General features: G+C 65.8%; 15 protein-coding genes and 1 pseudogene. 8 read left to right on the forward strand and 8 right to left on the reverse strand.

From position 1 onward, the window contains the following. Positions 1-156 (forward strand): annotated as a pseudogene (locus ACZ60G_RS08215) (IS110-like element ISMav6 family transposase); the annotation flags it as partial. On the opposite strand, the gene ACZ60G_RS08220 reads toward ACZ60G_RS08215, so the two are convergent. Next, a complete protein-coding gene (locus tag ACZ60G_RS08220; RefSeq protein ID WP_465808411.1) occupies positions 94-810 on the reverse strand; it encodes a TetR/AcrR family transcriptional regulator in 717 nt (238 codons plus the stop codon). The pseudogene ACZ60G_RS08215 and the gene ACZ60G_RS08220 sit on opposite strands and share 63 nt — an antisense overlap. 160 nt (positions 811-970) lie before the next feature. Between ACZ60G_RS08220 and ACZ60G_RS08225 the strand changes: the two genes are divergently transcribed. The 5 genes from ACZ60G_RS08225 to ACZ60G_RS08245 all read left to right on the forward strand — a co-directional run bounded on the left by ACZ60G_RS08225 (position 971) and on the right by ACZ60G_RS08245 (position 7,940). Further along, positions 971-2,020, forward strand: coding sequence for a zinc-binding alcohol dehydrogenase family protein (locus tag ACZ60G_RS08225; RefSeq protein WP_465808413.1), 1,050 nt, complete (start codon positions 971-973; stop codon positions 2,018-2,020). 183 nt (positions 2,021-2,203) lie between these two features. Then, positions 2,204-2,863 (forward strand): cutinase family protein, encoded by a 660-nt coding sequence (locus ACZ60G_RS08230; protein WP_465808415.1) that lies wholly within the window; start codon positions 2,204-2,206, stop codon positions 2,861-2,863. 99 nt (positions 2,864-2,962) lie between these two features. After that, entirely contained in the window at positions 2,963-4,663 is a 1,701-nt protein-coding gene (locus ACZ60G_RS08235) for a bifunctional metallophosphatase/5'-nucleotidase (RefSeq protein ID WP_465808417.1), read from the forward strand. Between the two features lie 305 nt (positions 4,664-4,968). Further along, complete coding sequence (locus tag ACZ60G_RS08240) at positions 4,969-7,002, forward strand: SDR family oxidoreductase (RefSeq protein WP_465808419.1); 2,034 nt, start codon at positions 4,969-4,971, stop codon at positions 7,000-7,002. A gap of 206 nt (positions 7,003-7,208) precedes the next feature. Beyond that, positions 7,209-7,940, forward strand: coding sequence for a GAF and ANTAR domain-containing protein (locus ACZ60G_RS08245; RefSeq protein ID WP_465808421.1), 732 nt, complete (start codon positions 7,209-7,211; stop codon positions 7,938-7,940). Between the two features lies 1 nt (position 7,941). Here the strand turns inward: ACZ60G_RS08245 and ACZ60G_RS08250 are convergent, their stop codons facing one another. Further along, the gene (locus ACZ60G_RS08250; protein ID WP_465808423.1) at positions 7,942-8,703 is read right to left on the reverse strand and encodes an ANTAR domain-containing protein; all 762 of its coding nucleotides are present in this window, start codon (positions 8,701-8,703) and stop codon (positions 7,942-7,944) included. Between the two features lie 329 nt (positions 8,704-9,032). Here ACZ60G_RS08250 and ACZ60G_RS08255 point away from each other — a divergent pair, with 329 nt between their 5' ends. Together ACZ60G_RS08255 and ACZ60G_RS08260 are read left to right on the forward strand one after the other, a co-directional pair. Beyond that, positions 9,033-9,752 carry a GAF and ANTAR domain-containing protein gene (locus ACZ60G_RS08255; RefSeq protein ID WP_465808425.1) on the forward strand — a complete coding sequence of 240 codons (720 nt, stop codon included), beginning with the start codon at positions 9,033-9,035 and terminating at the stop codon, positions 9,750-9,752. Between the two features lie 328 nt (positions 9,753-10,080). After that, positions 10,081-10,611, forward strand: a complete 531-nt coding sequence (locus ACZ60G_RS08260) for a sigma-70 family RNA polymerase sigma factor (RefSeq protein WP_465808427.1) — start codon at positions 10,081-10,083, stop codon at positions 10,609-10,611. Between the two features lie 91 nt (positions 10,612-10,702). Here ACZ60G_RS08260 and ACZ60G_RS08265 read toward each other — a convergent pair whose 3' ends face one another. The 6 genes from ACZ60G_RS08265 to ACZ60G_RS08290 form a co-directional block, all read right to left on the reverse strand. Next, a complete protein-coding gene (locus ACZ60G_RS08265; RefSeq protein WP_465808429.1) occupies positions 10,703-11,839 on the reverse strand; it encodes a glycosyltransferase in 1,137 nt (378 codons plus the stop codon). Beyond that, a complete protein-coding gene (locus ACZ60G_RS08270; RefSeq protein WP_465808431.1) occupies positions 11,836-13,224 on the reverse strand; it encodes a glutamate-1-semialdehyde 2,1-aminomutase in 1,389 nt (462 codons plus the stop codon). Before ACZ60G_RS08270 ends, ACZ60G_RS08265 begins: the two co-directional genes overlap by 4 nt. A gap of 121 nt (positions 13,225-13,345) precedes the next feature. Next, positions 13,346-14,668, reverse strand: a complete 1,323-nt coding sequence (locus ACZ60G_RS08275; protein ID WP_465808433.1) for a GNAT family N-acetyltransferase — start codon at positions 14,666-14,668, stop codon at positions 13,346-13,348. Positions 14,669-14,670: 2 nt separating this feature from the next. Then, positions 14,671-16,026, reverse strand: coding sequence for a glycosyl hydrolase family 28-related protein (locus tag ACZ60G_RS08280; RefSeq protein WP_465808435.1), 1,356 nt, complete (start codon positions 16,024-16,026; stop codon positions 14,671-14,673). Continuing rightward, positions 16,023-17,342: a Wzz/FepE/Etk N-terminal domain-containing protein gene (locus tag ACZ60G_RS08285; protein ID WP_465808437.1), complete on the reverse strand. Its 1,320-nt coding sequence runs from the start codon at positions 17,340-17,342 to the stop codon at positions 16,023-16,025. The genes ACZ60G_RS08280 and ACZ60G_RS08285 overlap by 4 nt, the downstream gene beginning before the upstream one ends. Next, the gene (locus ACZ60G_RS08290) at positions 17,333-18,715 is read right to left on the reverse strand and encodes a hypothetical protein (protein ID WP_465808439.1); all 1,383 of its coding nucleotides are present in this window, start codon (positions 18,713-18,715) and stop codon (positions 17,333-17,335) included. Before ACZ60G_RS08290 ends, ACZ60G_RS08285 begins: the two co-directional genes overlap by 10 nt. Positions 18,716-18,768: the final 53 nt, after the last annotated feature.

The following is an 18,768-nucleotide window of genomic DNA, read 5'->3' on the forward strand; positions in this document are numbered from 1 at the left end:
CGCCGGTACTACGACCGTAAGCGCGGTGAGCGACTCATCCATACCCAGGCCCTCCTAGCCCTGGCCCGGCGCCTGGTCGACGTCCTGTGGGCACTACTGCGCGACGGGAGAGAATTCACCCTCGACACACCCGTCCCGACGGCAGTCGCGGCTTGACACGATCATTGAGAGTCCTTCGGTTTCGGTGCTGTAGGCCAGCACGATGTGGCAGAAAAGGTCGGTGCGTCGCATGCGCACTTTGCGGCTGCGGGGTTCCATCAGCACCTGAACGGCGGTGCCGTCGTGTACCGCGACCAGGGCCTGCCCGAGGGCGACGGGATCGGGCACGGTCCGGCCGACGCGGGCCAGCGCGGCGACGATCGTCGGCATCAGTGCCGCGACGATCGCCTCCTCGCGTCCGGCCATCACCTGCCGCAGGCCGGGTGTGCGTAGCGCGTGCGAGGTGAATTCGGCGGTGATGCGGAACCAGTCCTCATCGATCGGCACGGCGCGGTCCAACCGTTCGACCGCGGCGCGGATATCGGCGACGCCGTCGACCGAGAAGCCGTCGAGGGTCGCGCGGATACCGGCGATCATGGCTGCCGATCGCTGCTCCCACATGGCCAGGAACAACTCGTCGAGCGAGGTGAAGTTGGAGTAGAAGGCGCCACGGGTGAACCCGGCCCGTTCACAGACGCGCTCCACCGAGGCGCGGCCGAAGCCCTCCTCGGCGAAGACCTGATACGCGGCGGTGAGCAGGCGTTTACGTGTTTCGGTGCGCCGGCGGGTCACCCGGCGCGTCGGGGTCTCCGCAGCGGTGGTCGAGGCCAATGTGCACCTCCTCGGACATCAGGTCCATTCGATACAGGAATGTATTCAATACAGAAATGTATCAGAAGCCCGACTCGCCCTCGGCGGAACGGGTGAACCAGCCCGGTCGGCAGGGATAATCCGAAGAGACCGTTCTCCCTGTCGGTGAGGAGTGATCGGCATGAATGCGAGTGCGGCGACCACGGGCATGACCGGCTGGCGGGTGCGACGGCCGGGACCGATCGATGGGGGACCGCTCGACTTCGTTCGCGACGCGGTGCCCGAACCCGCGGCCGGCGAACTCCTCGTGCGGGTACTGGCCTGCGGGGTCTGTCGCACCGACCTGCATGTCGCCGAGGGTGATCTGCCGGTGCATCGGCCCGGTGTGGTGCCCGGGCACGAGGTGGTGGGGGAGGTGGTGGCGCAGGGACCGGGATCCGCTGGGGCACTCGGCTCTTCGGCTCCCGGATTCGCGGTGGGTGATCGCGTCGGCATTGCCTGGTTGCGCCACACCTGCGGAATCTGCCGGTACTGTCTGCGCGGCGCGGAGAATCTCTGCCCGAATTCGGAGTACACGGGCTGGGACGCGGACGGCGGATACGCCGAATATGCCACTGTCCCAGCGGCTTACGCCCACCGGCTGCCCGACGGATACAGCGATATGGAAACCGCGCCGCTGCTGTGTGCCGGGATCATCGGCTATCGGGCGCTGCAGCGGGCCGATCTGCCCACGGGTGGACGGCTCGGGATATATGGCTTCGGCGGTAGCGCGCATATCGCCGCGCAGGTCGCGCTGGCGCGCGGTGCCGAGGTGCATGTGATGACCAGGGATCCGGCCGCGCGCGAGCTGGCCGCCGACCTCGGCGCGGCCTCGGTGCAGGGTGCGGCGGATCGGCCTCCGGTGCAATTGGATTCGGCGATCTTGTTCGCGCCGATCGGCGAGTTGGTGCTGCCCGCTATGGAAGCGCTCGATCGTGGCGGCATCCTCGCCATCGCGGGCATCCATCTCAGCGATATCCCGGCGCTGAACTATCAGCGGCATCTGTTCCAGGAGCGCGAGATTCGCTCGGTGACTGCCAATACCCGCGCCGACGCGCGCGAATTCCTCGCGCTGGCGGGCGAACACCGTATACATGTGACCACTACGGGGTACTCCCTCGGTACGGCAGATCGAGCCCTCGCGGATCTCGCATACGGACGTTTCGCCGGCGCAGCGGTTCTCATTCCATAAGCGCCCGAATCGTCGTGCGCGGGAAAGGATTCCAGGACACGATTCAGCGCTGAACCGGTCTCGCTTCAGCTGAGTTGCTTGACGCAACTCTCTATCGTTCTTACCTTCGCGGATATAGCCGAGTGACACTTGTCGCTGACAAGCGTCACTCGGCTTCTCACAACGGCGTGAGAGGTGATCACGATGGAAATCCGGAAGGTAAGAATCTTCGAGAAGTGGCGGCCGGCACGGGTATTCGCTGTGCTATTGCTCGTCGCGACGGCGGGGGTGGTGACCAGCATCGGCGCGCAGGCACGGGCGGACTGTGCCGCGGTCGATGTGGTCGTCGCCAGGGGCACCGGGGAACCCGGGTGGCTCGGCTCCGTCGTCGGCGACCCGCTGTATGACACGCTGCTCCAAGCACTTCCGGTGAGCAGCAGCGCTTACCGGGTGGACTATCCCGCGGACCTGCTCGACTCCACGTCGCTCAGCCGCGGTACCCAGGACATGACCGACCATGTCATTCGGCAGTCGCAAATGTGCCCGGATCAGCAGTTCATCCTGGTCGGCTACTCGCAGGGCGCGGCCGTCGTGCACGGTGTCGTCGGCACCGGCATCGTGACCGCGCTGCCCGGGATCTATGTGCTTCCCGGCGATCTCGAATGGAAGGTCTCCGCGGTTCTGCTGTTCGGCGATCCCCTCCGCCTGATCGGCTGGGGCGTCCCCGGCAACTACGCCTGGAAGACCGCCGATTACTGCACCGGTGGTGATCCGATCTGCGGTGGCGGCTTCGACCCGAGCCAGCATACGAACTACGGCTGGGCGTTCTGGCCGGCCGCGAATTTCGCGGCGGGCCGGGTATAACCGGGAAATCCGCGCGGCGGGGTCGAGCATCGGCCCCGCCGTCGGTGTGTTCGCACGAGATTCATGCCGACGGCACCCTGGCGTGGGACAGTCTGAAGTATGAGAGCGCACCGTCGCATCGGCATGATCATTGCGGGACTCGTGAGCATCGCCCTGGTGGCGGGGTGCGGTACCGCATCCGACAGCGGTCACCCCACCACCTCGACGGCCCCGGGGGTGATCCCGCTCATCTCGACCGACGATCTGCGCGGCGCGCAGTCGGACGAGGTACACCTGTTCGGGCTCAACGATTTCCACGGCAATCTGCAACCACCCACGGGCTCGACCGGCAAGATCGCCGGACACGACGCGGGCGGTGCCGCCTATCTCGCGACCCATCTGGCTCGGTTGAAGAAGGCGTATCCGGCCAGTGCCGTGGTGTCGGCGGGGGACAATATCGGCGCGAGCCCGCTGGTCTCCGGACTCTTCCACGACGAGCCGACCATCACCTTCCTGAATTCCATCGGACTGGCCGCCTCCTCGGTGGGCAATCACGAATTCGATAGCGGCGTCGTCGAATTGGCGCGACTGCAGCAGGGCGGTTGCGCGCTGACCGGATGCTCGCCCGGCGCGCCGTTCACCGGAGCGAAGTTTCCCTTTCTGGCCGCCAATGTGACCGGTGCGGATGGTAAGTTGCCGCCGACGCTGCGGCCGTGGACGATGCTCGAGGTCGGCGGACACAAGATCGGTGTCATCGGCACGGTGACGCCCGAGACCGCGAGTATCGTGCTGCCGGAAGGCATTCGGGGCTACACCTTCGGCGACGAGGTCGCGGCGATCAATCGCTATGTCCCCGAGGTGAAGTCGGCCGGTGCGCAGACGGTGGTGGCGCTGGTGCACGACGGTGGCGTTCAGAAAACAGCGCAGAATGCGGCGGTCGACTACAACGGTTGTGCGAATATCTCCTCCGAGGTCACCGCATTGGCAACGGGTGTCGATCCCGCGGTGCGGGTGCTGTTCACCGGACATTCGCATCAGCCGTATGTCTGCACCATCGACGGCAAGGTGGTCACCCAAGCCGCCTCCTACGGTCGGCTGATAACCGATGTCACCCTGCGCTTCGGCGCCGACGGTGTGCAGGCATCGGCGGTCAACCGGGTGGTGACCCGGGAGGTCACTCCGGACGCGGCCACCACCTCGCTGATCGACTTCTATGCCGAGCAGGCCAAGCCGCGCGCGGAGCGGCCGGTCGGCGTCGCGGCGGCGTCGCTGCCGCACGAACCGGCAGGCTCCGGCGAATCGCCGCTCGGTGATGTCATCGCCGATTCGATGCTCTCGGTCACCGCGGCCGCACCCGCGGCGGCGGTCGCGGCCTTCATGAATCCGGGCGGTGTACGCACCGACCTGAAGTCCGGTCAGATCAGCTACGGCGATATCTACAGCGTGCAGCCGTTCGGCAATCAGGTCGTCACCGTCACCATGACGGGCAGTCAGATCCTGCGTCTGCTCGAACAGCAATGGAGCAACGGCAAGGCGACCGTGCTCTCGCCCGCCGGGCTCACCTATACCTATGTCGAGTCGAGTCCGAAGGGCAGCAAGGTCGTCGCCGACAGCGTGCGCGTCGGTGGCCAACCCCTCAACCCGGTCGCCACCTACCGCATCACCACCAATAGCTTCCTGGCTTCGGGCGGTGACGGTTTCACGGTCTTCACCGAGAGCACCGACAAGACTGTCGGACCCATCGATCTTGATGCTTTCGAGACCTATCTGCAGGGCCGCCCCCCGCTGGAATCCCCGCCCGCCCGCGCCGGGAAGCGCTGAGCCGGTGGGCAAACGCGGTGTCCCGATTAAGGTTTCGCGTTCGGACATTATCTGAAAACTGTTGTAACACACAATATTAGCGACGGCCATTGGTGACCATTCACACATCGCCCTTGGCCGTCGTTCGCTTGCCCGGGGCTAGCTGCGCCGATTAAAGTTACCCACCAGTAGGGCAACGGTGTTCCTGCATTGGCTCAGCAAACTGGTGGCTGGAAGCCGAAATCAATGATGTCCGCATTCACTGCTGCATGCCGGGCGCGCATGTGTGACAACTCAATTCGAGTGCGACAGCAGGAGGAAATGCGATGACAACTTTCATCGTGACGGGCGGAACCGGATTCTTGGGCCGGCGGGTGGTTCAGGAACTGCTGGCGGCCGATTCCGAAGCCATTGTGCATGTGCTGGTTCGCACCGCGTCGGTGGCGAAATTCGGTGAACTCACCGCGGGCTGGACGGGTGGCGAACGCGCATTTCCGATGCTCGGCGATCTGACCGCCGAAGGTCTCGGTTTGATCGAGGACGCGCCCAAGGCCGACCATGTGATCCACCTCGGTGCGGTCTACGACATGACCGCCGACGAGGAGACCGCGCACGCGGCCAATGTCGCGGGCACGCGCTCGGTGCTGGAGCTGGCCCGCGAATTGGGCGCGGTGCTGCATCACGTCTCCTCGGTGGCCGTGGCCGGTGACCACAAGGGCAAATTCTTCGAGGAGGATTTCGACCTCGGCCAGCGGCTGACCTCGCCGTACCACCGGACCAAATTCGCCGCGGAGAAGCTGGTCCGCGAATCCGAGGGGGTGCGCTGGCGGGTGTATCGACCGGCGATCGTGGTCGGCGATTCGCGCACCGGTGAGATGGACAAGATCGACGGTCCGTACTACTTTTTCCCGGCCATCTCGCGCCTCGGCGCACTGCCCGCCGAACTGCCGATGCTGCTGCCGGATCTGGGTGCGACCAATATCGTGCCGGTCGACTACGTGGCGGGCGCGATGGTCGAGCTGGTGCGCCGCAAGGGGCTCGACGGACGCACATTCCACCTGGTCAACCCCGAGCCGCAGCCGTTCGGTGAGATCTACGGTGCGCTCGCGGCCGCGGCGGGTGCGCCGACCGGCATCGGTACGGTGCCCGGCAGCGGACTCGCGCTGAACGGACTCGCTCACATCCCGGGTGTCGCGACGGTTCGCGATTTCCTGTTGGAGCAGTTGGGAATTCCGGCCGAGGTCGCACCGCACGCCTCGTTCGCGGCGGAATTCGTCTCCGACTCCACGCGGGCACAGCTGCGCGGGACCGGGTTGGCGGTGCCGTCGTTCGACAGCTACGCCGAGCGGCTGTGGCAGTACTGGGCCGAGAACCTGGACCCGAACCGGGGACGGCCCGGCGACAGCGGTGATCCGCTGGACGGTCGCGTCGTCCTGATCACCGGGGCGTCCTCCGGTATCGGCCTGGCCACCGCCCATGCCGTCGCGCAGCGCGGTGCGACTGTGCTGATGGTGGCGCGCGGTGTCGACGATCTGCACGCCGCGGCGGAGTCGGTGCGGGCCGAAGGTGGTGTCGCCCATGCCTATCCGTGCGATATCACCGATTCCGACGGCGTGGACGAACTGGTCGCCGCAGTGCTCGCCGATCACGGTCATGTCGATTATCTGGTGAACAATGCGGGACGGTCGATCCGTCGCTCGGTGGTCAATTCCACCGACCGCATGCACGATTTCGAGCGGACCATGGCAGTGAATTACTTCGGTGCGGTGCGACTCATTCTCGCGCTGCTGCCGTCGATGCGGGCGCGGCGTTTCGGACATATCGTGAACATCTCCTCGATTGCCGTGCAGACCAAGGTGCCGCGCTTCGCCGCGTATGTGGCGAGCAAATCCGCGCTGGACAACTTCAGCGAGATTGCTGCCGTCGAAAATCGGGATGCGGGAATCACTTTCACCTCCGTGCGCATGCCATTGGTGCGTACGCCGATGATCGCGCCGACCGATATCTATCGCTCGCTGCCGGTGCCGGACCCCGACCGCGCCGCCGAAATCGTGGTGCGCGCCATCGAGGATCGCCCGCACCGCATCGATACCCCGGTCGGCACCTTCGCCCAGGCGGTCGAGTTGCTGATGCCGTCGGTCAAGCGGACGATCATGCACCAGGGGTTCCGCTGGTTCGGTGAATCGCATGCCGCACAGGGGAAGCAGCAGAAGACGGTGGCACCCGCCGCAACCGACGATGCGGATCAGGACTCCGGTCGTAATGCGCTGTCCTACCTCGCGCCGGTAGTACTGCCGCTGATGGCACTGCCGAGCCCGGCCGCGCGGGTTACCCGCGTAATCCCCGGCCTACATTGGTAATAGATCCCATCATGGGCTGATCGTCCCGATGTAAACCGCCTGCTGCGGCGAGCGTGGGACGTTCGGCCCTGGTGTGGACGATCGGTGTTTCGTATTCTTGCGGGTGCCGACCTGCCGTATTTCCTGCGCGTAGTTGCGGTCCAGTACCGGGGTGGTGACGAATCCTGGGGCAAGGGACCGTCGAACTCGTGGCAGGGATAACGGTCGTGAAATTTCGTAGGAATGGTGTGGGGCAGTTCGATCAGTTGACCGATGAATTCTTCTCGGCCCTCGAGTTTCTGAAAAAGCTGTCGGCCGAAGGCGGTGGGATGACCGCCCTGTGCGGCGCCTGTGTGCGGGTGCTGCCGGTGCAGCGTGCCGCGATCCTGATCCAGGAGCGCGATGCGGGACTGCAGCCGTGGGCTACAAGTGATTCGGTGGCGGCGCGGGTGGAGGCGGTGCAGGCCACCGCGGGGCAGGGGCCTGCCGTGGACGCCGCCGTCGCCGGTGTACCGGTGCTGGTGGCCGATCTGGCCGAAACCGATGTGCGATGGCCGGGTTTCGCCGATGAATTGAACCGCGTCGCGGTGGTCGCGGGGTCGATGGTCGCGGTGCCGTTACAGCTGGGGGTGGTGCGTTTCGGCGTGCTCGATCTATATCGGGCCGAACCGGGCAAACCGGAACCGTACGTGATTTCGGCGGGGCTGCACATCGCCGATCTGGTCATCGCGCAGCTGGTGGCCGGATCGGCGAAATCCGCGCACGCCGCCGCGCAATGGTGGGATCAGCCGCTGACCAGTCGCACGATCCACCAGGCGGCGGGAATCGTGCTCGCACAATTGGACATTCGCGCACCCGACGCATATGCGCGGCTGCGCGCCTATGCCTTTGCACACGGGCTGTCGCTGGCCGAGGTCGCGGCGCTGGTCGTGGCCGACCGGCTGCGCTTCGATACCTGACTCAGTCCGCCGCGTCGGCACGCAGATCGATGCGCCCCTCGACGATGTCACCGGCGATATCGGTGAGTCGTCGTCCGGTGGCGCGAGCATGTCCGCGCATGATTTGGAACGCACGATCCATATCGCGGTCGCCGCGCTCGGCGAGCACACCCTTGGCCTGCTCGATGGCGACGCGCGTGTTCAGCGCGGTCGGCAACTGCGCCTGGATCGTCGCGCCCTGTGCGAGCATCACGTGTTGCGCGATGCCGACGGCCGCGATATCGGCGAGGATCTGCCCGATGCGCAGATCCAGCTGTCCGAGCGCGGCGGCCGAGGTGGCGAGGATCGTGAGCGCGCCGATGCTGTCGCGGTGCAGCCGCAGTGGCACGGCATAGGCGGAGCGATATCCCGCGGCCGATGCCGCGGGTGCGAACTCCGGCCACTGATCCGCGTCGGCGCGCAGATCGTGGACCGATGCCGCGGTCTTGTTCCAGTAGGCATGCAAGCTCGGTCCCTCGTGCTGTAACAAACCGAGCAGTCGGGCCGACTCGTTGGTAGAGGCAAGTACCTGTAGCTCACCGCGTTGGTCGGCTAGCAACAATCCGGCATCGCTTGCGCCGGTGACTTCGGTACAGGCTTCCAGTAGCTGCTGACATAGTTCGACAACGTCGAAATCGCTCGCCAGCGAGTCGACCGCGCGCACAAGTGACCGTAATAACTGGATCGAATCCGGCAGCGGCTCGGATGATCGGTCGTGCTGCCGATCGTCGAATGGGGGCGCCATTGCAGTCTCCCGGTCGCGGTGTTTGTTACTCGCCGCAATGTGGCACATTTAAGCGGAGAGAATTCAGCGAAAATAAGCCTCACCGGGCACATCGTTGTGGCACGGTCAGGTCGAGCCTGTCGTCCATCGTGGCATTCGGATATTAGTCATGTCGGCCACTATCTGATGGCCGGTCAACGGAATCCGATGAGTAGCTGGATAATTCAAAGGAGCATGGTGGTGTCGAAATTGTGGTGTGTTACTTCGCTTAGCCATACCATGGAAACGTCAGCAAGTGCGGCGCGGGACTTGAGGGGACGACCGACTTTCGCACGTGTGGGGTGATTCGGGTGTCTGACAACGAAGTGCTGGTTGCCGCGGCAGCGCGACTGGCCGAACTGCTACCTGCGATCGGTGACACAGCGGAGATGGTGCGCCAGCTGATGAACAGCGCGATCGTGGCGCTCGATCTGGCCGGCTGCACCGTCATGCTGATGCCGGACGAGACGCTCACGCCCGACGAGCGCTCCCGGATGGCCGCCGCGGCTCCGGACGAACTGGTGGCCATGGAACTCTGCCAGCATCGCAGCGAACGCGGTCCGAGCGTGGACGCGTACCGGTCCGGCAAACCCATCGCAATCGACGATATCGGTCGACACGGCGAGCGCTGGCCGGAGTTCGCCGCCGAGGCGGTCCGGCACGGGTTGTCGTCGCTGGCCGAGATCCCGATGCGGGTCGGCGAGACCACGGTCGGTGCGCTCGGCCTGTACGGCCCTAGCCGACGGGCCTGGACCGACCAGGATCTCTCGGTGGGCGGACTGCTGGCGAGCATGGCGACCGGTCACATCGTCAATTCCAACGTGTTACGCCGTCAGCAGCGGCTGACCGCGCAGCTGCAGCATGCGCTGGATTCGCGGATAGTCATCGAACAGGCCAAGGGTGTAATCGCCAATGCCAGGCGGACCACGCCGGAGGTCGCGTTCGAACTGATCCGCACGCATGCTCGCAAGAATCGGGTCGCCGTACATGCGGTGGCGAAAGGGATCGTCGAACTCGGCCTGCGCGTCTGAGTAATCCATTACTCCGCGAAAGTGCATGATCATTTGCGCGCGGCGCGGTAATGTGAAAGTTGGACTATCGGCCCCAGTCCCCGGCCGATTCCGTTCTCCGCCAGTGCCGTCCATGCCCTCGACGGTCTGCTTCGACGCAGCTTCATACGTCGAAATCAACCTGCATGTCGCATCACTTGTTTGTCTGGGGGCAATCGTGATCCTGCTCGTTTCATCTCGGTCCGAACACAATTCACATCGGTCCGAACGACTTCCAACCACTCTGCGGTCCGTCGCTCGGCCGGTTCGTAATCGGATTGATATCGAATCCGACGCTGTCGATGCGGAATTGGTACATCGCATCGGCGACGGCGATCAAGATGCCTTCGCCGAGTTCTACCGCCGCACTCGCGGTCTGGTCTATCGCCGGGTGCTGGCGATCGTCCGTGATCGTGGGTATGCCGAAGAGACCTGTCACGACGTCTACCTCGAGGTATGGCGCTGTGCGATCGGGTTCGACGAGCGCCGCGGTTCCGTGCTCACCTGGTTACGCATGCTGGCCCATCGCCAGGCCGTGGACCGGGTCCGGCACGAACGCGCCACCATGGACCACAATCACTCCTGGGGCAGTCGCGATTATCAGCCCCCGACCGATGTGGTGGCCGAGGCGGCGGTGCGGCACGACGAAAGGGACGCCCTGCGTCGCAGCCTCACCCATCTGACCGCACTCCAGCACGAATCCATCGCGCTCGCGTACTACTCCGGACTCAGCTATCCCGAAGTTGCGGCGCGTCTCGGGGTCGGTCTCCCCACGGTCAAATCCCGGATCCGGGCGGGGCTCGAGCACTTGAAGACCGACATGTCCGAACCGCTCAACTAGCGCCGGGGCAGACTGCCCGTGCCGACGGTGAACGGCGCGCTGGCCGGGCAGGTCTGCGCGGGTGGGCGGACCGGCTCGGCCGATCGAGCGGCTATCCGGATCCGATTGTGTTGCTGACGATGTCGGCGATGCCGGCGCGGAATGACTTGGGGGAGAAGGTCATCGCGTGGGCTCGGATGACTGTCGGATCGTAGACGGTGGCATCGAAGTCGCACATGGCCTGCGCCAGGCTCGTGATGACGTGCTCGTCGCTGCCGTGTTCGATGAATTCGCCGGTGATTCCGGGGCGCACGGTGTCGCGGGACCCACCCTGATCGACCGCGAGAACCGGTGTGCCACAGGCCATTGCCTCGACGGGGACGATGCCGAAATCCTCGATGCCCGGCATGAGCAGGGCGCGGCAGCGGCGGTACATGTCCAGCAGGGTCTGGAAGGGTGCGGCGCCGAGGAAGGTGGTTTCGGCGCCCGCGATCGCGTCGAGGTGGGGGCGGAAGCGGCCGTCGCCGAGGACGACCAGGCGCGCACCCGCCCGCTGGGCGGCGCGAATGGCCAGGTCGGGGCGCTTATAGGGGACAAGGCGGCCGGCGGCGAGGAAGAAGTCTTCGCGGGGCACGGCCGGGTCGGGGGTGAAATTATCGACCTGAACCGGGGGATTGACCACGGTCGAGGGCAACCGCCACCAGTCGCGGACGCGATCGGCCACCGCGTGCGAGTTGGCGATTACGTGCGTGAGATGTGGGGCTGCGCGCAGTTCGCCGCGGCGGGCCAGTCGGCCCAGGGCGGTGAGTGCGAGTTGTCCGGCGCGGCCGCCCGACTCCTGTGCGCGGAATTCCGGATCCCAGGCCCAGCGGGCCGGACTGTGCACGTACACGATGGTCGGTGCGTCCGTGGCGAATGCGGCCTGGGTGGCGAAGGCGTGATGACTGATGAGGACCGCGTCGAACCGTCCGCGCAGGGGCAGCTGTCGAAGGGCGCGTGGCACGAATGGCAACAGCGGGGCGTGCGAGCGACGACCGGTGGCGGCGTATGCGCGGCTGAGCCAGGTGCCCTGCACCGCGGTCAGCGGCGGTCGGATGCCTGCCGGATCGATAATCGGCGCGAATACCTGTGCGTCGGGCCAGGTTTCGACGAATTCGCCGACCACCGCCTCGGATCCGCCGAATTCGGTGAACCGTTCGTGCACGATCGCGATCCGCGGCGATCCGGTCCCATTGTTCGGCAAGTTCATTCGGCCACCGAGTCGATGCGCCGGGGCTCGGCCTTGCGTCTAATGGCCGGAGCCACCGGGCGGCCCTCCAACAACCCGTCGACCGTGCCCTGCTCAATTGCCTTGCGGTACACGCTCGCCGCCTCACGGCACGCCGTAATCGTCCGGCCGATATCGGATTCGGTATGCGCGGCCGAGGTGACGAAGGATTGACCGAGCACACCTCGGTCCAGCAGTTCCTGCAGGAATAGCGTGCGGAACTCCTGGGATGGTAGGCCCTCGGGATCGCGGGTCACGAAGATCAGACAGGAGGGACGTCCCAGTACCTGCAGGTAGTCCGCGATACCGAGATCGGTGGCGATCGCGTTGACACCGTCGGCGAGCAACCGACCGGCGTATTCCATCCGTGCGATCGGCTCGCCGGTGGTGTACGCGTGCGCGACCGCCCGAAACGCCGCTAGCGAAGCCGATTCCGGCCCGTGCGTGGTGGACAGCAGGAACACTCGATCGCGGTCGGTACGCAACCCGCCGAGCTCCATGAACTCGCGCTTACCCGCCAGCGCCGAAATCGGAAATCCATTGCCCATCGCCTTGCCCCAGCACGACAGATCGGGTGTCACTTCGTAGATGGCCTGCGCCCCGCCCACCGACCACCGGAACCCGGTGATCATCTCGTCGAAGATGAGCAGGGTGCGATGCCGATCGCAGAGTTCGCGCACACCTTCGAGAAAGCCGGGTGCGGGTTCGTTCAGTGCGGTTGCCGCCTCCATGACCACGGCCGCGACCGCGCCGGTTTGCAGCACGGCGGCCAGCGACGGCAGGTCGTTGTACTGGAATTTCATCGTGCCTGCGACGGCCTCGGTGGGTATGCCGCTGTCCATCGGGGTGGTCCCGATGAACCAGTCGTCCACCGAGAAGAACGGTTGATCGCAGACCGCGATGACGGTGCGTCCGGTCGCGGCCCTGGCCAGTCGCACCGCGGCGGTGGTGGCGTCGGAGCCGTTCTTGGCGAATTTGACCATATCGGCGCCCGGTACCAGTGACAGGAAGTCCTGTGCCGCAAGCACTTCCAGCTCGGTGGGTCGACTGAAGCTGACTCCGTCGGCAATCGCCCTGGTCACGGCGTCGAGCACCGGGCGGTACGCGTGGCCGAGAGTGACCGAACGCAAGCCCATGCCGTATTCGATATAGCAATTGCCGTCGGCATCCCAGACCCGACAGCCCTCGCCGCGAACCAGAATCGGCGCCCTGAACTCCGGATACTGATCCGGTCCGCGAGCATAGGTGTGCGCACCGCCGGGTACCAGATCGTGCAGCCGCGCCTGGAGCTCGTTGCTGCGCGCGAAACGGGTGCGGGTAGCCGCGGGGTTGTCGGGGTTGGTATGGCCGCGGTCAACGTGGTCCATGCTGAACTCCTGGCAGAGATGATGCACGCGCACACAGGGCCCCCGGCACGAATCGGCTTGCGCGCGATAGGTTCTCCGCTTCACTGTACGTCCGGTGGGGCGCCGTGTCCGCGCAACTTCGTCACCCCTGGGCGATCGGGGTGGTAACCGCCCACAGGTCGTGATCGGCCCTGCGACCGGTGGCGCCGACGAAGCAGCGCATGCGTCCCTCGCGGATCATGCCGACGCGTGCGGCGATTTCGGCCGAATGCACATCGCCGGGTTCGATGGCGGTCGCCACCCGGCACAGGCCGAGTGCGGTGAAGGCGTGGTCGAGTAGCAGGCGGGTGGCCGCTATCCGGATCTGCTCACCGCCGACGGCCGGATCGGTCCACACGAACATGCGCGCATTGCGATCGAACATATCCAGATCGAACAATCGGCATTCGCCCGCGTAATCGCCGTTCACCTCGACCGCCAGCACCAGACCCCGCTCGGATCGCAATCCCGCACGAGCACAGAAGAATTCGCGTAGCCAGGCGATTCGTCCGTGCCGGCGCTCCCACGCGGCGGCCGGTGCGTTCGGCTCCGAATCCAGCGCGGCGCGATTACGGATTCGCGCGGTCCGCCACCGGGTCCGGTCCAGGAGGTGCCGACTGCGCAGCACCACCCTCGGATCGTCCGGATCGGTGAGGCGGGCCGTGGGCGGTGAGCGCAGCGGATCGAATCGGTGCAATGCCCGGCCCGCGTAGTACCGGGCGACGGCGGCAAGCACGGTGGTCCGGTTCAGCGGTGTATCGGTGCCGATGTCCGGTCGGTCGGGCCGCGTTTCCGGATGCTGGGTCGAGTGGCTGTCGATCCAGTGCCGCGCGAAGCCGTTCGGTGGGATCGCGGCATTGGTGATCGCCCACAATTCGTGGTCGCGCCGAGCCCCACCGACGTCGAAATATCTGGTCATCATCGCTTCGCGCTGGAAACCGATGAGGGCGGCGCCGCGCGCGGTGGCGAGATTCGCGGGGGAGATCGGGGCGGTAATGCGTTGCAGACCTGCCGGTCCGAAACCGAAATCCAGCACCATGGACGAGGCCAGGCCACCGATGCCGTGCCGTGCCACCTCCGCATCCACCCAGATCCCCATTTCGGCGGAGCCGGTCGCGGATTCGATGGAAACCAGTTCGATCTGACCCGCGAGTCTGCCGTCGACCTCGATCACCAAGGACAGTCGGCGACCCGCCCGCGCCTCCGCACGTACGCTGAGACATTCACGGACCCAGAGCTTTCCGGTATGTCGCGCGTCCCAGTCCAACGGCGAACTCGACCAGAAGGGTTCGATAAAGCGCTGATCGCGTAGCCGGATCCGCCGCCATTGCGCGTAGTCGTCGACCCGCGGCGGGCGCAGCACGACCGTCGCGCCGTGCAATGTCATGGGCTCGAGCCGGATTCCGGACAAGGAACTGCTGGACATGCTCACTCCCGGGGTCGTTGGCGGCCGAGCGAGGTTGTTTTCACGGCACCATCGGTGCCGACCGATAGGCGCCAGTAGCCGCCCGCCGCGTCCTTGAGCACGATCCCGCTCTCCGCACGGTCGGAAAGCCAAGCGCCGCTGGACAATACGGCCGATCGTACGGTGCCGTCGGCGGCCTGCGCCTGGTATATATCCGCATTGCCCTGACCGGCCCGGCCGACCATGGTGCCGCTGTACTGCGGCGCGTGCATGCCGTCGCGCCCCATGACGTGCCACTTCTCCGGAAACATGGCGGGCGCGAGATCATCGGAGGCACTGGAGATCAGGTTGACCGCGGTGCCCTCCGGGCAGCCCGTCGCATCGATGCACAACTCGATCGGCGGCCGGTCGGAGTCCTTGTCGAATTGCACATTGGCCAGATACGGCTGCCGACAGTAGACGAGGTCGAGCCCGACCGTGCGCGCGGCGACCTTGCAGTTGATCATGCCGAACTGGGCGGGTCCACCGCGATCGCGCTGGCCCACCGACAGCGCGGTATCGGCGCCTTCGAACCAGACGTTGGTCAGCCACCAGTCATTGGCCGCACCGTCGATGCTGATATGCCGATCGGTGGTGCGCGGATCCTCGTCGGAGACGAATTCCACATTGGTGAGCGACAGCCCCGCAGTGTGGTTGTTGCCGGTGCCGAGCACCCCGATGTAGTTGCTGGTGAGTTTGGAGGAGGTCACATAGTTCTGGATGCAGGAGGTGACGATGCCGAAGCCGAAGTTATTGATATCGCAGTTGACGAATGCCGTTCCGCCGGTGTTGTTTTCGAGGACCACGCCACGCTGCTGCAGGAAGCGCGGATGGTTGTCGCTGAGGTGGTTGCCGCGGATCACCACCCCGTCGAAGGAGCAGCGGAACGATTCGGACAGCACCACCGCCGTCGCGCGCGGACCGGTCAGGAAGAAGCCGATGCGGGAGAACCGCACCCGGCTGCGTTTGCGCAGTGTGATGAGCGTGATGTCGGCATCACAGGTGACCAGCGTGACATCGCCGCCGTCGCCGAGAACCGTTGCGTAGTCGGGCAAATCGGGCCAGGAGGTCACTTTGTAGTGGCCTGCGGGCAGATACAGTACGAGCGGCGCGTCTCCGACGGCTGCCGCCGACCGGATCGCCGCGGTGTCATCGGCGACGCCGTCCCCGACCGCACCGAAGTCGCGGACATTGCGCGCCGCCGGTGCGTCGGTGACATGCGGTGACCGGAATTCGACACCGGGGGAGTCGGAGGAGGAGCAGGCCGCCAGGGGTACCGCGGCGGCGGCGCCGAGGGATGCGGCCAGCAGTCGTCGTCGATGGACAGCCTCGAAATTCAAAGGCGCAGCCTCCCCACCAGCCGCTGTATACCCGTGCCGAGCTTGCTGTACGCTACCGCGCCGGTGAGCAGGTTGTCCCCGAATGTGGCCAGCGCGCCGCGGATTCGCGGTGCGATGCTGGTGCCGAGTTCGACCACCGCGACGGTTTGCTCACACAGCGGGGCAAGGGCGATCGCATCGGCGGCGTGGGCGACCGGCGCGGCCTGGATCACCACATGGTCGTAGTCGGTGCGCAGTTTGGCGACCACGGCCGCGAACCGGTCGGAGGCGAGCAGATCCGAGGTGTGCTCATCCAGCTCGCCCAGCGGCAGCACCGTCACCCCGGCCTGCGGCCAGCCGGTCAGTGCGTCGGTGACGGGCAACGATCCGTGCAGGACACCGGCCAGTCCGGGCACCGCCCCGAGGACGATCTGCTGTGATCCGCCGTGACCGGAGGTGTCGGCGTCGATATAGACCACATGCCGACCGGTATCGGCGAACGACTTGGCCAGTGCCATCGCGATTTCCGGCTCCGACCGGGCCGACAGACTCGACAGCAGCACCGTCGTCGCCTCGCCGTTGCGCTGCAAACGCGTTCGCAGCCTACGGGTTTCCTCGACCGCACCCGGACGACCGAGATCGATGATGCCCAGGATCGGCACCGGTGCACCGGTGCGCGTCGATCCGGGAGTCGGGCCGGCCAGCACCGCCTCCAGATCATTGGAGGTGCGCAGCTTGCGGTCGGTGCGATCGCGGACGAAGGCGGCCAGCCCGCCCAGCGCGAGTCCGGCCAGCACACCGAGCGCGAGCAGCCGGGTCGATTGCGGACCGCTCGCTCCGGATGGCAGTTCGGCCCGGTCCACGACCTCGGCGCGGGCGGCGGGTGCGGCGTCCTTCTCGATGGATTCGAGCTCGGCGATCAGCTGACGGAACTGTGCGACAACGGTATTGGTGATATCACGGGCGCGTTCGGGTGAGCTGTCCTTGATCGAGAAGACGATCAAGGTGGTGGCGGGCGGCGAGGCGGCGGTGATCTTGCCGCGCAGTTCGTCGACCGACATCTTCAGGCTGAGATCGTCGATGGTGCGCTTGGCGACATTGGCGCTGGTGGCCAAGTCGAGGTACGACCGCACGCGCTGCTGGGCGGCCAGTCCGCCCTGATACGAATCGTTCACCGAGGTTCCGGTCGCCATCGAGATGTAGACGCTGCTCGTGGCCACATAGTTCGTCGGTTGGCTGCGTGCGTAACCCACCGCCGCGAGTAGGCACAGCACCAGCACGCCGAGAATCAGCATCCAGCGACGGCGCGCGATATGCCAGTAATCGATCAACCCCATTGTTCGGAACCTCTTTTCCCGATGACGAGCAAAGGCTGTTGCGGTGGCGGCGCTAGGACGAGAGGTTTCGCGCGGCGGCGATATTCCCTGACCGCCAAATAGAGCAGCGTCGCGAGCACCGCGGCTTGCAGGAATTTGCCGAGCGCCTCCATGCTGCCGAGGATGCCGCGCTCGAACAGCGAGGAGGCTCCGGTCAGCGCGAGCGCGAGCACCACCATCGGGAAGTACCGGGAATACAGCGCTTTGGCCCAGGCGAGCAGCAGCACGAAGGTGAAGCCGACGCTCACCACGATGCCGGTATAGCCGCCGATCACATAACCCTCGTTGACATTTCCCTCCGCGAGTGACACCTGGACCCGCGTCATATCCACCGAGGCGCCGCGAACGTCATTTGCCCATGCGGTACCGGATTGGAATTTCGGGGCACCCAGCAATTGGGTCGGAATCAGGCTCAGCGCGGCGTGGCGGAACTCCTCGGCGGGCGTGAGCCAATATCCGGTGCCGTGATAGTAGGAGTCGGTCGCGGCCTCCAGCAGATCGAAGCGCCGCAGGATACTCAGGAACGGTCGCACCGAAGGCGGATACGCCGAACTGGTCATCGCCGTTTCGGCCTTCCCGACCTCGGTGGTCTTGAACGACTGCAACCACCCGAAACCGCCGATGCCGAGCACCGCGATGGCCAGCACACCGACCACCTTGGCCTTGGTCCAGCCGAGTATCGCGAAGCGGACCGCCACCGCCAGCGCGGCACCGAGGATCGGGGTCTTCGATTCGACGACCACGGTCCACATCAGTTCCCCGGCCAACAGCGCACCGATCAACAGCGCGGTGGTGCGCGGCTGGGCCGGTCGGATGAAGATGATCAGTCCGAGCGCCGCGACGGTCGCGAGAATGCTGACGAAGGCGAGAATCGGATTGGCGCTGTCGACATCACCGGCGTGGCCGGTGGATCCGGAGGCGTAGGAGGCGCCCCGCCCCAGTAGGCCGACAACGTAGATCGTGACGAGCGCGGGCACGAAATCCGGATTGCCCGTTATCGCGGGTGGACCCTGCACCGGACGATGTCGCGACCAGATCGCATATCCGACAATGAGTATCGCGTATACCCACAAGCCGAAGACGACATGGTGCAGCACCAGTGCGATGCCGCGGTCGTAGCCGAGTACGGCCAGTCGCGGATCGGGCACATTGTCGCCGTAGTGCGGTTCTGGTTGCACTGCGAGCAGTACCAGCGGCCGGGCGAGGTAGGACAGCGACCAGAATGCCGCCTGCGCGATGATGAAAACCCGTGCGACGCTGGGCACCCATGCCGACGCAACCACCAAAGTGACCAGGGCGCAAGCGATTGCGATGATCTCGGAATAGGCGGTCATGTCTGCGCCTCGCAGGCGCTCGGCTCCGTCATGCCCGCCTGGGCGGCTGTGTT

The organism is Nocardia sp. NPDC102475, assembly GCF_055584605.1.

Coding starts and splice junctions, on each gene's coding strand:
- ACZ60G_RS08290 (WP_465808439.1), bottom strand. CDS start 18,715: ATGACCGCCTATTCCGAGATCATCGCAATCGCTTGCGCCCTGGTCACT.
- ACZ60G_RS08275 (WP_465808433.1), bottom strand. CDS start 14,668: ATGTCCAGCAGTTCCTTGTCCGGAATCCGGCTCGAGCCCATGACATTG.
- ACZ60G_RS08240 (WP_465808419.1), top strand. CDS start 4,969: ATGACAACTTTCATCGTGACGGGCGGAACCGGATTCTTGGGCCGGCGG.
- ACZ60G_RS08270 (WP_465808431.1), bottom strand. CDS start 13,224: ATGGACCACGTTGACCGCGGCCATACCAACCCCGACAACCCCGCGGCT.
- ACZ60G_RS08235 (WP_465808417.1), top strand. CDS start 2,963: ATGAGAGCGCACCGTCGCATCGGCATGATCATTGCGGGACTCGTGAGC.
- ACZ60G_RS08230 (WP_465808415.1), top strand. CDS start 2,204: ATGGAAATCCGGAAGGTAAGAATCTTCGAGAAGTGGCGGCCGGCACGG.
- ACZ60G_RS08265 (WP_465808429.1), bottom strand. CDS start 11,839: ATGAACTTGCCGAACAATGGGACCGGATCGCCGCGGATCGCGATCGTG.
- ACZ60G_RS08225 (WP_465808413.1), top strand. CDS start 971: ATGAATGCGAGTGCGGCGACCACGGGCATGACCGGCTGGCGGGTGCGA.
- ACZ60G_RS08285 (WP_465808437.1), bottom strand. CDS start 17,342: ATGGGGTTGATCGATTACTGGCATATCGCGCGCCGTCGCTGGATGCTG.
- ACZ60G_RS08250 (WP_465808423.1), bottom strand. CDS start 8,703: ATGGCGCCCCCATTCGACGATCGGCAGCACGACCGATCATCCGAGCCG.